Source organism: Pseudomonas sp. (assembly GCF_036404235.1).
Lineage (GTDB): Bacteria > Pseudomonadota > Gammaproteobacteria > Pseudomonadales > Pseudomonadaceae > Aquipseudomonas.
Genome location: NZ_DASWOT010000091.1, coordinates 18,877 through 32,957 on the forward strand (window position 1 = coordinate 18,877; position 14,081 = coordinate 32,957).

Genomic DNA, 14,081 nt, shown 5'->3' on the forward strand with positions numbered 1-14,081 from the left:
AAGGAAATACCGTTTCACAATCCAGCTCATAGCCCGCCTCTATGCCGACAAACTGTCACGCCGAGCGAGTTAGTAGAGTTTACCGCTGCAAGTTTGTTTCAGCGAATGTCAGCCGCAGCATGCCATACACGCACGGTCCGGCGAATTCGGTAATACGGGCGCAAACGTGTAGACCGATTGACTTTAAAGCCGCTTTCACCCGACGGTCAAAGCCGGTAAGGTCGGCGCGTTTTCATCGTTTGGAGCTCCCCATGCCCGCACCCGCTCTGTCTGGCCCGCAATACCTGCGTGAAGGCCTGAAATTGGTCCTGAGCCCGAGTCTGCGACTGTTCGTCTTACTGCCGTTGACGATCAACCTGGTGCTGTTCGCGGGGCTGATTTACCTCGCTGGCCACCAGTTTGAGATGTGGGTAGACACCCTCATGCCCACGCTGCCGAGCTGGTTGAGCTTGCTCAACTACATCCTCTGGCCACTGTTCGTGGTGCTGGTGATCTTGATGGTGTTCTTCACCTTTACCATGATCGCCAACGTCATTGCAGCACCCTTCAATGGCTTTCTCGCGGAAAAAGTCGAAGTGGTGATTCGTGGCACAGATGACTTCCCGGCGTTCAGCTGGGGCGAGCTGGTCGAAATGGTACCCCGCACTCTAGGCCGCGAAATGCGCAAACTGGGTTACTTCCTGCCACGCGCCATCGCACTGTTCATTCTTTCGTGGATACCGGCAGTCAACATCATCGCGGCACCGCTCTGGCTGTTGTTTGGTGTCTGGATGATGGCCATCCAATACATCGACTACCCCGCCGACAACCACAAAATGAGCTGGCAAGACATGCTCGCCTGGCTGCGCGCCAAACGCTGGCAAAGCCTGAGTTTTGGCGGGATCGTTTATCTGGTGCTGCTGATCCCGGTGGTCAACATCCTGATGATGCCTGCGGCGGTAGCTGGGGCGACGTTGTTCTGGGTAAGGGAGCGCGGGGCTGAAACGCAGTTGGCCAAAACGCCGTAAACAAAGGCCTCTAATGAGGCCTTTGTTACAAGGTCATAAGGGCGCTTGAGTCACTGCGACAATCAGCAGATACCCCGCAAACCAATACAGCAAACCGATAACGATCCATACCCAGTTCCAGTGGGTGAGCCGGGCGTTGGTGTTCCCGGATGGATCGTCGTTCACAACGTTTATAAAACGTTGCACCCTGAGCAGGATCAGGCTCTGAAGCATCAGCGGGATTATCGAAGCAGCAATCATTGGGACAATACCGCCCCCCGAGAAGGGCTGCCCATTCAAACCCTGTAACAGCCCGACCAGGAAACTTAGCGCCATGGGCGCAATAGCGATAAGGATAAAGAGCGCTGCACTGCCCCTCCAAAATGGCATTCCGTCTTTGCCCTGTTGCTTGAGCACTCGGTCCAGCTTGCAGAATAACGACGGCAGGAAGATTAGCCCAAACACAGCCCTTGGAATCGGCCAGATAGATCGGCCGGAATACCGCCTGTATAGCGCCCAGTTTTTGTAGAACCAGTACCAACCGTATAGCCCGGATGTCGCCAACAGCATTGTCATGAACTTGGTGGTCGACACCGTAAAGAATGCGGGCGCGCCCGCAGGTTCCACATTCAAATTTGCCGTCGGCGGCACATACATCGAATCAGACACAATGTTCCCTCAATTGGATGAAGACACACATCCTATCGACTGCTTTGAGCCTTTAAACCCCAACAAAAAAATCAGGAACATTCCCACAAAAGTCTTCCACACATCGCACAACGGACGTGCGTAACCATGATCGAGCCTCATTCGAGAGAGCAAATGCCAGTGGCTACCGTCCACTGGCCAGCGTTTATCCTCAGGAGTCTCGATTGCCATGGAAGTAAAAAACCACGTTCAACCCATTAAGAATCCATCCGCTTTTCTAGAACGTAAAGTCGATCCCCGCTCGACAAAATTCATGCAGGCCTTGGCCGATGCCATGGAGCCTGCCAAACCCGCCGAAAAGCAAATTACCGACGTCAAACCGGCCGCCCTCGCTCGCCTCGTCAGCCCTCGCTCGACTATGGAGTTGAGAAGCCTCAACCCTGTCGAAACCCTCTACTCAGCCAAGCCAGCAGCGCTGGAGAAAATAGGTAAGTCGCGGGTTGTGCCGTTTGTCATAGGAGGTGCTCATTAGGTGGTGAATGTAAAAATCGACATATTGCTGAATCATTATTGCAAGGGGTTAATATGCAAATAAATTCCACCGCACTTCTGTCGAAAACATCCACCACACAGGTAACCGAACGCGAGCAGAACAATGGACGAGTGAGTGGTGACCATTTCGAGGGCGTTCTTAAAATCGCTATAGACCCAAAGCAACATGAAAGAGAACAAATACGGATAACCGAAAGACTTAAGGAACGGCACGCTATGCTAGACGCGGCTAGAGCGGACCCGCAGGAAGCCGCGAAGTTAGCCTATGGCTATGCTCATAATGCATTAGGCTTCGAATTGTTGGACCTATCGGACAGGCCAAACATCCGCTATTCCGCGACAGGAGAATTGGTGACACCAAAGACCCAAGCCTACTTCGCAAAAATCAGCCAAGCGATGCAAATAAAAAGTTCACACCTCTATAGCTCAGGAATAGCAAAAGGCACATCGCATACAGAAATCCTTGAAAAAATATTTGATTTCCATGATGCACTTCCAGAGCGCTTCAAGGACATGCTTGGTTGGTAAAAATGGCTCGCGCTCGTTAAAAATGAGTGCGAGCCAGCTCTAAGCTACCAGTCTACTGTCAGCCTACCGAGAAGGCCCGCGACGGGCATTGGTCCAGCACCTGAGATTTTAAGCTCAAAATAAAATGGTTGTGTCGAGTGACTATCCTTGAACGCTTGACTCGAACCAGTACGTCGACGAGAGACATCAATACATTTTGTCAAAGTTTGGCAAAGATATACTTGCAACCCCCTTGGCCAGCCATGCACGTTCCAATTCCAGGTGATATTCTTGATCTTAACGCCATGTCTGGGACCGACCGGAACAGGAACAATTGCAGTATAAATATACCCTTTTGAATAGAGAGTCGGCAGATTAACAGACGAGCTATAGGTTCCTGCAACAGCAGACTGCGACGCGAAACAAATGACCGATAACATTCCTACGGCCACAAAAACACCTTTAAAATTCTTACAGTTTTTCATTTTTATTTTCCTGAATTTCTAATACGAACACCTGATATCTAACCAAGTTTTTCGTGAGGGATCGACTTACGACTTCTTCAGTCTGTCTGTCGATAACCTTGACGTTATTCAGAACGCTTTTTGAGTCAATACCAAAACACTGAAATTCCAGCAGTTCAGAATCACCTTACAGCGACACAGGAAAATAAACATTTGACTGTAGGAAACACACCAAGCAAACCTATTATTTTAAAAACGCCATAATTAAAAATTCTTGTACGCTGCGTACTCTGCCAGTCGCTATAACCAATTATCTGTCACAAATCCATCACCCAACCGCCACACAAGCGCAACGGCTGGATTTGAAACTGCCTGTCATGAACAGACTCCTGCATATCACCCTGATTACCGAAACCTTCGCACCCGAGATCAATGGCGTGGCCAATACCCTGAGTCGGCTGTGTGAGGGGTTGCGCCTGCGGGGGCATCGGGTGGAGGTGGTTCGGCCCAGGCAGGCCAGCGACAAGCCCGGTGCCGCTGGTGACGATGTGATGCTGTGCCGTGGCTGGCCAATTCCGGGGTATCCGGGGTTGCAATGGGGGCAGTCGTCGATGCACAAATTACTGCGCCGCTGGCAACGCAACAGACCGGATGTCTTGTACATCGCCACCGAGGGGCCGCTGGGCTTTTGCGCGTTGCGCGCGGCTCGCCGCCTGGGGATTGCAATCGTCAGCGGCTTCAATACCAATTTCCAGCAGTACGCCCCGGAGTATGGGTTGGGCTTTCTGACGCGGTTGTTGACGCACTACTTGCGCTGGTTTCATAACCGTTCTGACGCAACGCTGGTGCCCAGTATCAGCCAGAAAGCCGAATTGGAACGTCGCGGTTTCGAGCGCCTGGAGCTCCTGCCGCGAGGCGTCGACAGTCAACTGTTTCATCCCTCGAAACGCTCGAATTTTCTGCGTGAAAGTTGGGGCCTGGAAACACCCGACACTGCTGTGTTGTATGTTGGCCGTCTGGCGCCGGAGAAAAATCTCAGGCTTCTCAAGCCAACATTCAACGCGCTGAAAAACACTCACCCCGACAAAAAGCTCAGGCTGATCATCGTCGGCGACGGCCCCGAAAGAGCGTCACTGGAACAGCAATTGCCCGATGCAATTTTCTGTGGCGCGCAACGCGATGAGGCATTAGCGGCGCATTACGCCTCGGGCGATCTGTTTGTGTTTCCAAGCTTGACCGATACCTTCGGCAATGTGGTTCTGGAGGCGCTGGCATCAGGTTTAGGCGTGGTGGCCTATGACGAAGCAGCCGCAGCGCAGCACATCCGCCATGGCCATAACGGAGCAGTGGCGATGCCGGGGGACGAAGATGGTTTCATCGACGCTGCGTGCTGGATGCTGGAGGACAAAGAGACACTACGGCGAGTGCGCTTGAATGCGCGCCAACATGCGAGTCGTCAAGGCTGGATGGGCACTGTCGAGCTGCTGGAAAAACAGCTGCGATCAGTGATCGAGGTCCGGGATTTACCCGCCATGAGCCACGTTCAGCGCTGAGAATCACGAAAGTCGTGATTCTCAAGCGTTCAATCAATCCAGCCGGGTCAGCGCTTGGCGACTGAACGGCAGGATGTCTTGCTCACGACCATCACGCACTTTTATCGCCCAGTCCGGGTCGACCAGCAACGCACGGCCGACCGCGACCAGGTCGAACTCATGGTTGGCTAAGCGGTGCAACAGATTCTCCAGGCTGGCCGGTTGTGCGACTTTGTCGGTGTCGACCATGAACTGCAGAAACTCTCCGTCCAGCCCGACACTGCCCACGGTAATGGTCGGTTTGCCGGTCAGTTTGCGTGTCCAGCCCGCAAGATTCAGATCAGAACCTTCGAACTCAGGCTCCCAGAAGCGCCTCGTCGAGCAGTGGAAAATGTCCACACCCGCGTCAGATAACGGCTTGAGGAACGCGCCCAGCTCTTCCGGCGTCTGCACCAGACGGGCGCTGTAGTCCTGCTGCTTCCATTGGGAGAAACGGAAGATGATCGGGTAATCAGGGCCAACCGCGGCACGAACCGCTTGAATCAATTCAATGGCAAAACGCGAGCGCTTGAGGAGGCTGCCGCCGTATTCATCGGTGCGCTGGTTAGTGCCTTCCCAGAAGAACTGATCGACGAGGTAGCCATGCGCGCCATGGATTTCCACACCATCCATGCCGATGGCTTTAGCATCTTTGGCTGCTTGCGCAAACGCGCCGATAACGTCGTCGATATCCTGTTTGCTCATTCCATGAACGACGACGTTGCCATCCTTGAGTTTTTCAGTCGGACCATATGCAGGCACGGCACCGTCCGGCTCAGTCCCCAAGCGGCGAACGGCGCCAACGTGCCACAACTGCGGGACGATCTTGCCGCCTTCGGCGTGAACCGCCTCGACCACTTTTTTCCAGCCTGCCAAGGGCGCTTCGCCAAAGAACTGCGGAACGTTCGGGTAACCGTTTGATGCTTTGTGGCCGACCGTGGTGCCTTCAGTGATGATCAAACCGACGCCTGCGGCTGCGCGACGACGGTAGTACTCGATGACCTTGGAGTTGGGCACCCCACCAGGGGAAAACGAGCGCGTCATCGGTGCCATCACCACCCGCGACGACAACTCCAGGCTGCCCAGATTGAAGGGTTTGAATAAGGCTTTTACTGGCATGCGCTTGCCCTCGGGGATGGGATTTTTCAGATCACGGAGAATAGAGCGCAAGGTCGGGCAGACGACAGCACTATTTATTGGAGTGATTAAGGCCCAAAAGTGGTTGCAGCAAGCGACGTCGACGGTCGGGACATGCTTGCCTGAGAAGGGCCAACCTTAAGGGGGCATACCGCAATCGCGGACGCTATCGGGAGACGCGCGACGCGGTATAGATCAATGCAGCGCTTTTTCGATTGCCGTTATAACGGCAGGATCGTCCGGCGTGGTACGCGGTGAAAAGCGCGCCAATACACGGCCGTCTTGCCCGACGAGGAATTTTTCGAAGTTCCAGGTGATGTCGCCCGGAAATTCAGCGCCTTCGCCCGCCAACAGTCGATAAAGAGAGTGACGGTGTGGGCCGTTCACTTCGAGCTTGTCGCCCAACGGAAAGGTCACGCCGTAATTTAGCGAGCAGAATTCCTGGATCTCTTCCTGAGTCCCAGGCTCCTGTCCAGCGAATTGATTACAAGGCAAGCCCAACACACTAAAACCTTTGTCCTTGTACTTTTGATAGAGGTTTTCGAGTGCTGCATATTGCGGCGTGAGGCCACATTTGGACGCCACATTGACCACCAGAACCACTTTGCCCTTGAATGGCGCGAGAGGCAGTTCCTGGCCATCCAGAGCTTTTAATTTCAGGTCGTGAAATATACTCATGACGAACTCCCCTGCTCACCATACAAAAAACGCCATCGGCCGAAAAAGGCGCCCTGTCAGGCGCAAAAACGAAACCCGTTTTCGCGAAACCTGTAAGGACGCCTGGCCAGCTCTCTGAGCTTAGCAGCACAAATCAGTGATGATGGCCGCCTTCGCCATGCACATGACCGTGCGCGACTTCTTCCTGGCTGGCCTCACGGATATCGACGATCTTGACCTGGAAGTTCAGGCGTTGACCGGCGAGCGGGTGGTTGCCATCGACAGTCACGTCATCGCCGTCCAGATCACGGATGGTAACGATCTGCATTTGGCCGTCCGGCGCCGAAGCGTGGAACTGCATGCCAACTTCCAGCTCGTCGACACCTTCGAACATGCTGCGATTCAGGGTGCTGACCAGTTCGGCGGAGTATTCGCCGTAGGCATCTTCAGGTTCAATGGCGACCGTCAGTTCGTCACCGACGTTCTTGCCTTCCAGTGCCTTTTCCAGACCCGGAATGATGTTACCTGCGCCTTGCAGGTAAACCAGCGGAGCGCCGCCGGCAGAACTGTCGATGACCTCACCAGCGTCATTGGTCAGGGTATAGTCAATGGAGACAGCCTTGTTGGCGGCAATCGGCATGGGGCAAGACCTTTTACTTAAGAGTTAAGAACGAGCAAGTTTAACCAAGCCCTCGCGCGAAAGCGAACGCAACTCAGACGGACGGCCCCGATTGAAAAACGCCACCTTACAGAGCAACCGTTCTACGATACTCGGCTTTCGCCAGGATGAAGAAGGTCACTGGATCGTCGAACTGTCCTGCGGGCACAGCCAGCATGTGCGCCACTCGCCACCCTGGCAGTCACGCGAGTGGGTACTTTATCGCGCATGTCGCCAGGAAAAAACAGGTCAAAGCTTTCCCTGTGGCTGGTGTGCTCGCAAGGCACAATAACGATAACCTTATGCCCCATTGAGACGCTGCGATTGAATAGCGTTCTGTTTTTTCTGGCCAACTCATTGGCGACGTACGCCACGGCCCTTGCACTGCTCAATTCGAGAAGCCCGCATGCAGACTTTTTTTATCGCCCCCACTGACTTTGGTGTGGGTTTGACATCCATCAGCCTTGGTCTTGTCCGAACGCTTGAGCGTGCCGGGCTCAAAGTCGGCTTTTTCAAACCCATCGCCCAACCCCATCCAGGTGATACCGGACCTGAGCGTTCCAGTGAATTGGTCGCCCGCACTCATGGCCTGAAACCGCCCAAGCCTTTGGCGCTGGCGCATGTCGAACGCATGCTCGGCGACGGTCAACTGGACGAACTGCTCGAAGAAATCATCAAGCTGTATCAGGAAGCAGCAGTGGGTCGCGACGTGCTGATTGTCGAAGGCATGGTTCCAACCCGCAGCGCCAGCTATGCCGCGCGCGTCAACTTGCACCTGGCCAAGAGTCTGGACGCCGATGTGATCCTGGTGTCGGCACCGGAAAACGAAGTACTGACCGAGCTCTCCGGCCGCGTCGAATTGCAGGCGCAGATGTTCGGCGGCCCGAAAGACCCGAAAGTCCTGGGCGTGATCCTCAATAAAGTTCGCACCGATGAAAGCATGGAAGTCTTCGCTGCGCGCCTGAAAGAACACTCCCCGCTATTGCGCAACGGAGATTTCCGCTTGCTAGGCTGCGTGCCGTTTCAGGCGGACCTCAACGCACCGCGCACCCGCGACGTGGCAGAACTGCTCGGCGCTCAGGTGATCAACGCTGGCGATTACGAACAGCGGCGCATGTCGAAAATCATCATCTGCGCACGCACCGTGCTCAATACCTTGCAACTGCTCAAGCCGGGGGTGCTGGTCGTGACGCCTGGCGATCGCGACGACATCATTCTGGCGGTCAGCCTGGCGACCTTGAACGGTGTGCCATTGGCCGGCCTGTTACTGACCAGCGACACCCTACCCGACCCGCGGATCATGGACTTGTGCCGAGGCGCCTTGCAGGCAGGGCTTCCGGTGTTGTCGGTGAGCACGGGCTCGTACGATACCGCCAACCAGCTCAATCAGTTGAACAAGGAAATCCCCATCGATGACCGCGAACGCGCAGAGATCATCACCGATTTCGTCGCGGGCCATCTGGATGCCAACTGGCTGCACCAACGCTGCGGCACCCCGCGCGAACTGCGTCTGTCGCCAGCGGTGTTCCGCTATCAACTGATTCAGCGCGCGCAGGCGGCGAACAAACGTATCGTCCTACCCGAAGGCGCCGAGCCGTTGACCGTTCAAGCTGCCGCCATCTGCCAGGCTCGCGGCATTGCGCGTTGCGTCTTGCTCGCCAAACCGGAAGAAGTCCAGGCCGTGGCCCGCGCTCAAGGCATCGAATTGCCGCCGGGGCTGGAGATCCTCGACCCCGACTTGATCCGCGAGCGCTACGTCGCGCCGATGGTCGAACTGCGCAAGAGCAAAAGCCTGAATGCACCGATGGCTGAACAGCAACTGGAAGATCCGGTGGTAATCGGCACCATGATGCTGGCGCTGGACGAGGTCGACGGGTTGGTGTCCGGGCTGATTCACTCCACCGCCAACACCATTCGCCCTGCGTTGCAACTGATCAAGACCGCCCCGGGCTGCACGCTGGTGTCGTCGGTGTTTTTCATGCTGCTCCCCGAGCAAGTGCTGGTCTACGGCGACTGCATCATGAACCCGCACCCAACGGCCCGCGAACTGGCGGAAATAGCCGTGCAGTGCGCCGATTCGGCCGTGGCCTTCGGGATTGCTCCACGTGTGGCGATGATCAGCTATTCCAGCGGTAATTCTGCCAGTGGCGAAGAGGTAGAAAAGGTTCGCGAAGCCACGCAACTGGCACAGGAAATCCAGCGTGACCTGCTGATCGACGGGCCGCTGCAATACGACGCCGCCGCCAACGAAAACGTCGCCCGACAACTGGCGCCCGACAGCCCGGTGGCCGGGCGCGCCAACGTGTTCGTTTTCCCCGACCTCAATACCGGCAACACGACGTACAAAGCTGTTCAGCGCAGTGCCGATTGCGTGAGTCTCGGGCCGATGCTGCAAGGCCTGCGTAAACCGGTAAACGATCTACCACGCGGCGCGCAGGTGGACGACATCGTCTATACCATTGCGCTGACAGCCATTCAGGCGGCCAACTTGCTTTGAAAAACCCAGTTAAAAACAAGTCGCTTTGACACATTGACCCCACACAATAACGCCGCCGGGGACTCACCGGTGGCAGCTGTCTTATCACCGGAGTTCGTCCGTCATGGATTTCTTACCTGCCCCTTTGCGCGGCGTCATCGCCTCGCTGCTGTTGGCGCTCAACACCATCGTTTGCTGCACGCCGCTGTTCATCGTCGCCCTCTTCAAGCTGTGCCTGCCCTGTGCGGCGGCGCAGAAAGTCACCGACTGGCTGATGAGCCACATCCACGAAGCGTGGATCAGCAACAACAAAGCCTGGATGAACCTCATGGATCACGCCAAATGGCACGTGACCGGGCTTGAGGGGCTGGATTATCAACACTCGTATCTGGTGACCAGCAACCACCAAAGCTGGGTCGATATCATGGTCCTGCAATACATCCTCAACCGGAAGATTCGTCCGTTGAAGTTCTTCCTCAAGCAGGAGCTGATCTGGGTGCCGGTGATCGGGCTGGCGTGGTGGGCGCTGGGCTTCCCGTTCATGAAGCGCTACAGCAAGGCGTACCTGGCAAAGCACCCGGAAAAGAAAGGCAAAGACCTGCAAACCACCCGCCGCACCTGCGCGAAGTTTCGCCACAACCCGGTAGGCATTTTCAACTTCGTCGAAGGCACGCGTTTCACCCATGCCAAGCATGCAGAACAGCAGTCCCCGTTCAAACACCTGCTCAAGCCCAAGGCAGGCGGCATTGCTTTCGTCCTGGATGCCATGGGCGAGCAGTTGGAATCCATCGTCAACGTGACGATTCACTACCCAGACGGGCACACCGGCTACTGGGATTTGCTCTGTGGCAACGTCAACGAAGTCGTCGCGCATTTCGAAGAGATCAAAATCCCACAGCAGTTCATCGGTAAAAGCTACGACCAGGACGGTGAATACCGCCTGGAGTTTCAGCAGTGGATTAATCGATTGTGGGAAGAGAAGGACGAGCTGCTGGAGTCGCTACACCAGCAGTACCCCGCCAAGCGCTGAAGCACCGCTCTCAACCACCCATTAACCCATTGATTTTACTGACAATAAAATAACCTAATGGAGCGAGGCTTGTCCGCGAAGGCTGATTGCCAGTCACTGAAAATATCGGTAGCTACGCAATCCCTCGCGGGCAAGCAGAACGCCGCCCGGCCTCGCTCCAACACGTCCAGTGTTGGCTGCGCAATAGCGCGGCGCGCTGGACGGTGGGGTATCAGTCTACAAAACTGAGCGTCGAGGATGATTACTGCTGATATTCCTGGCCAGGAATCGGTTTCAGGTTGACCTCGACGCGGCGGTTCTGAGCACGACCGTTGACGTCAGCGTTGCTGGCGATCGGTTGATCGGGACCGGCACCGCGAACAGACAGGTGCGACGCATCTACGCCTTGCGAGGTCAGATAGGTCGCCACGCTCTGCGCACGCTGCTGCGACAGGTCCATGTTGTGCTGGCGGCTACCCGTGCTGTCGGTGTAGCCAACGATCTCAATCATGTTCTGGTTGTACTGCTTCAACGAGCCCGCCAGATTGTTCAGCGGCGAGTAGAAGCTGCTGGCGATTGCCGAAGAATCGGTGGCGAAGGTGATATTGCCCGGCATCACCAGCTTGATCACGTCACCCTGACGCTGCACCTCAACACCGGTGTTGGCCATGCTCGCGCGCAATGCAGCCTCTTGCTTGTCAGCGTAATAACCGTATCCGGCGGCGCTCGCACCCACGACTGCGGCGCCAATCAATGCCCCTTTGCCGCGATTGTTATGGTCGATAGCGGCACCGGCCAAAGCACCGGCCAGCGCGCCCAGACCGCCATATTTGGCAGTTTTACTGACACCGCCCGAACTTTGGGCTTGCCCTTGGTTGTCGTAAGGATTGGACTGAGTGGCGCACCCGGACAGTATCGCGATGGCCGTGGCGGCAATGATCAAACGACGAGAATTCAGCATGAATGCAGCTCCTGATTTGCTTTGTGCGGCACAATTTGGATTAGCAAGAAATGGCGACCAAAGGCACGTGTGGTGTGCGCGGTTAGAGCATGACATTAGGCGAAAATTCCTTAACGGCACCTGAACGCGATCAAGCTCTGACAAAAGGGTTCTCACGCATCTCGTCGCCCAATCGCGTGTCCGGGCCGTGCCCGGTCACTACCGTCGCCTCTTCATCGAGACTGTACAGTCGCTCCTTGATCGAACGCACAATCGTTGCCTGACTCCCGCCCCACAGGTCCGTGCGACCGATACCGCGCTTGAACAATGTATCGCCTGCAATCAACAGCTTGGCATCGGCAAACCAGAAACTCATCGATCCCGGTGTATGCCCTGGCGTGTGCAATGCCACCCCGCAGCCGCAGGCCAGCTCTTCATCGTGCTCCAACCAACGGTCTGGAGGCGGCTGCGCAACATATGGCACACGAAACATCTGACACTGCGTTTCGAGGTTATCCCATAGAAACTGATCTTCTTTATGCAGATGCAGTGTCGCTCCGGTCTTCTCCTTCAACTGCCCCGACGCCAGGAAATGATCCAGATGCGCATGAGTGTGAATGATGCTAACCACCTTCAAACCATGCACCTGGAGCCTGGCCAGAATCAATTCATGGTTGCCGCCCGGATCCACCACGATGGCCTGCCGGGTCAATGGATCGCCGATGATCGTGCAGTTGCACTGCAACGGGCCGACGGGGAAAGTTTCGCGGATAAGCAAGGGCTTTGCGGCGTCCATGGAGGCTCTCATCAAACAAAAAATAGGTCATTGATTTAACCAGCGATAAATAACCTGTGGAAGGGAGCTTGCTCGCGAAGCGGACAGTACATCCACAATACCTTCGCAGTGGCGAGATGACCCTCTACAACATCAGGCGCGGGCCTGACATTGCAGGCCGGAGTTCACCTGCCTGGAATACTCAGGGCAACGCTCACTGCATGCTTACTACGTAGCCAACAACGGTCATTGAATTCCGACGAAGGCACATGGTTTTTTCACATACGGCCCCTTATAGTGGCACTGTGCAATTACATCATTATTGATGATCGCACGAAAAGGCAGCACCTTATCCACCCTGCCTGTCAGGTGATGTGCCAGCGGCGAACTGATCAAACTGTCGGTAGAACAGCCTCCCATGCTAAGAAAAATACTGGTTTACGATTTGACGCTGGGCATGTACATCCACGAGTTCTGCGGCCCGTTGGTCAATGACTCGTTCTGGATCAACAATGTCGAGTCACTGCTGCAAGACCCCCGCGCTCTGGAACGTATCCAGCAATCGTCCATCACTGAAGTGTGGATCGACACCTGCCGTGGCTTGCGCCCAACCATGACCTCAGAGACCAAGGCGCCAGCTGAAAAATCAGCGAACAGCGACATATCGCCGGCATTGATGAGCGAGGAACTGGCCCGCGCCAGACTGATCTGTAGCCGTGCCAAAACGGAAGTGATGATCATGTTCTGCGAGGCCAAAATGGGCCGCGCCATTAACGTTGAAGACGTGGATATGATGGTCGAGGAAATCTCGAATTCGGTGGTGCGCCATCCTCATGCACTGATCAGCCTGTCTCGTTTGAAAACCTCTGACGAATACACCTACATGCACTCGGTAGCGGTCTGCGCGTTGATGGTCGCACTGGCCCGGCAAATGGGCCTCCCGGAAGAACAGGTGCGTGAGGCGGGCGTGGCTGGGTTGATGCACGATGTGGGCAAGATGATGATCTGCGAGACCATCCTCAACAAACCGGATCGTCTGACGGCCGAGGAATACCAGACGATGAAGCACCACCCGGAAGCGGGGGTGAAGATTCTCCGGGAAAACCCGCAAGTGACGGAAGTGGTGAAGGATGTCTGCCTTCATCACCACGAGAAAATCGACGGAACAGGCTACCCTCATGGCCTGTCGGGCGACCAGATCAGCCTGTTCGCGAAGATGGGTGCCATCTGCGATGTGTATGACGCTGTCACCTCGCAGCGGCCGTATAAAAAGGGCTGGGACGCGGCGTATTCGATTAAGGAAATGGCCTCCTGGGAAGGACACTTTGATGAGAAGGTCTTCCAGCACTTTGTCAAAACAGTGGGTATCTACCCGGTTGGCGCACTGGTTCGCCTGAGAAGCGATCGCCTTGGAGTCGTGATCGAACAGAATACAAAATCATTGCTGCAACCGAAGGTGAAGGTCTTCATGTCGGCCCTGACCGCCGCAAGGATTGAGCAAAAAGTGATCGACCTCGCGCACCCGAGTGAAGAAGACATGATCATCAAGTTCGAACTGGCACAGGATTGGAACGTGGGAAATGTTGATGTGCTTTGGTCGAAGGGGGCGGCGGGCTGAGCCCAATCAAATGTTTGCACTGATTAACCCCGTAGGGGATCGCCCGTCGCGCACCTCCTACAGAAAGTCTATTTATATGTGTG

Annotated in this window: 14 protein-coding genes and 1 pseudogene; 8 read left to right on the forward strand and 7 right to left on the reverse strand. The window is 55.6% G+C overall.

The window, feature by feature from the left end:
- The first annotated feature begins 251 nt into the window (after positions 1–251).
- Positions 252–1,007: a sulfate transporter CysZ gene (gene cysZ, locus VGC62_RS11090; RefSeq protein ID WP_331187126.1), complete on the forward strand. Its 756-nt coding sequence runs from the start codon at positions 252–254 to the stop codon at positions 1,005–1,007.
- A 33-nt stretch (positions 1,008–1,040) separates the two neighbouring features.
- On the opposite strand, the gene VGC62_RS11095 is transcribed toward cysZ, so the two are convergent.
- On the reverse strand, positions 1,041–1,655 hold the full coding sequence (locus VGC62_RS11095) for a hypothetical protein (RefSeq protein ID WP_331187127.1): 615 nt from the start codon (positions 1,653–1,655) through the stop codon (positions 1,041–1,043).
- Between the two features lie 208 nt (positions 1,656–1,863).
- Between VGC62_RS11095 and VGC62_RS11100 the strand changes: the two genes are divergently transcribed.
- Together VGC62_RS11100 and VGC62_RS11105 are read left to right on the forward strand one after the other, a co-directional pair.
- Positions 1,864–2,166, forward strand: a complete 303-nt coding sequence (locus tag VGC62_RS11100; protein ID WP_331187128.1) for a hypothetical protein — start codon at positions 1,864–1,866, stop codon at positions 2,164–2,166.
- Positions 2,167–2,219: 53 nt separating this feature from the next.
- Entirely contained in the window at positions 2,220–2,714 is a 495-nt protein-coding gene (locus VGC62_RS11105) for a hypothetical protein (RefSeq protein WP_331187129.1), read from the forward strand.
- Positions 2,715–2,758: 44 nt separating this feature from the next.
- Here the strand turns inward: VGC62_RS11105 and VGC62_RS11110 are convergent, their stop codons facing one another.
- Entirely contained in the window at positions 2,759–3,178 is a 420-nt protein-coding gene (locus VGC62_RS11110; protein WP_331187130.1) for a flagellar protein FlhE, read from the reverse strand.
- Positions 3,179–3,534: 356 nt separating this feature from the next.
- Between VGC62_RS11110 and VGC62_RS11115 the strand changes: the two genes are divergently transcribed.
- Positions 3,535–4,710 (forward strand): glycosyltransferase family 1 protein, encoded by a 1,176-nt coding sequence (locus VGC62_RS11115; RefSeq protein WP_331187131.1) that lies wholly within the window; start codon positions 3,535–3,537, stop codon positions 4,708–4,710.
- 33 nt (positions 4,711–4,743) lie between these two features.
- Here VGC62_RS11115 and VGC62_RS11120 read toward each other — a convergent pair whose 3' ends face one another.
- The 3 genes from VGC62_RS11120 to VGC62_RS11130 form a co-directional block, all read right to left on the reverse strand.
- On the reverse strand, positions 4,744–5,847 hold the full coding sequence (locus VGC62_RS11120; protein ID WP_331187132.1) for an NADH:flavin oxidoreductase: 1,104 nt from the start codon (positions 5,845–5,847) through the stop codon (positions 4,744–4,746).
- Between the two features lie 213 nt (positions 5,848–6,060).
- Positions 6,061–6,543 (reverse strand): glutathione peroxidase, encoded by a 483-nt coding sequence (locus VGC62_RS11125; RefSeq protein WP_331187133.1) that lies wholly within the window; start codon positions 6,541–6,543, stop codon positions 6,061–6,063.
- Between the two features lie 133 nt (positions 6,544–6,676).
- Positions 6,677–7,162, reverse strand: a complete 486-nt coding sequence (locus VGC62_RS11130; protein ID WP_331187134.1) for a peptidylprolyl isomerase — start codon at positions 7,160–7,162, stop codon at positions 6,677–6,679.
- On the opposite strand from VGC62_RS11130, the pseudogene VGC62_RS11135 reads away from it, so the two are divergent.
- From VGC62_RS11135 to VGC62_RS11145, 3 genes and pseudogenes are all read left to right on the forward strand, one after another.
- Positions 7,161–7,472: pseudogene (locus VGC62_RS11135) on the forward strand (DUF3565 domain-containing protein). The gene VGC62_RS11130 and the pseudogene VGC62_RS11135 sit on opposite strands and share 2 nt — an antisense overlap.
- A gap of 114 nt (positions 7,473–7,586) precedes the next feature.
- Positions 7,587–9,677, forward strand: coding sequence for a phosphate acetyltransferase (gene pta, locus VGC62_RS11140; RefSeq protein WP_331187135.1), 2,091 nt, complete (start codon positions 7,587–7,589; stop codon positions 9,675–9,677).
- Positions 9,678–9,780: 103 nt separating this feature from the next.
- Positions 9,781–10,686, forward strand: coding sequence for an acyltransferase (locus tag VGC62_RS11145; protein ID WP_331187136.1), 906 nt, complete (start codon positions 9,781–9,783; stop codon positions 10,684–10,686).
- A 241-nt stretch (positions 10,687–10,927) separates the two neighbouring features.
- Here VGC62_RS11145 and VGC62_RS11150 read toward each other — a convergent pair whose 3' ends face one another.
- Together VGC62_RS11150 and VGC62_RS11155 are read right to left on the reverse strand one after the other, a co-directional pair.
- Positions 10,928–11,626 carry an OmpA family protein gene (locus VGC62_RS11150; protein ID WP_331187137.1) on the reverse strand — a complete coding sequence of 233 codons (699 nt, stop codon included), beginning with the start codon at positions 11,624–11,626 and terminating at the stop codon, positions 10,928–10,930.
- A gap of 130 nt (positions 11,627–11,756) precedes the next feature.
- Positions 11,757–12,401 (reverse strand): MBL fold metallo-hydrolase, encoded by a 645-nt coding sequence (locus tag VGC62_RS11155; protein WP_331187138.1) that lies wholly within the window; start codon positions 12,399–12,401, stop codon positions 11,757–11,759.
- Between the two features lie 397 nt (positions 12,402–12,798).
- Here VGC62_RS11155 and VGC62_RS11160 point away from each other — a divergent pair, with 397 nt between their 5' ends.
- The gene (locus VGC62_RS11160; RefSeq protein ID WP_331187139.1) at positions 12,799–13,998 is read left to right on the forward strand and encodes an HD-GYP domain-containing protein; all 1,200 of its coding nucleotides are present in this window, start codon (positions 12,799–12,801) and stop codon (positions 13,996–13,998) included.
- The last annotated feature ends 83 nt before the right edge of the window (positions 13,999–14,081 follow it).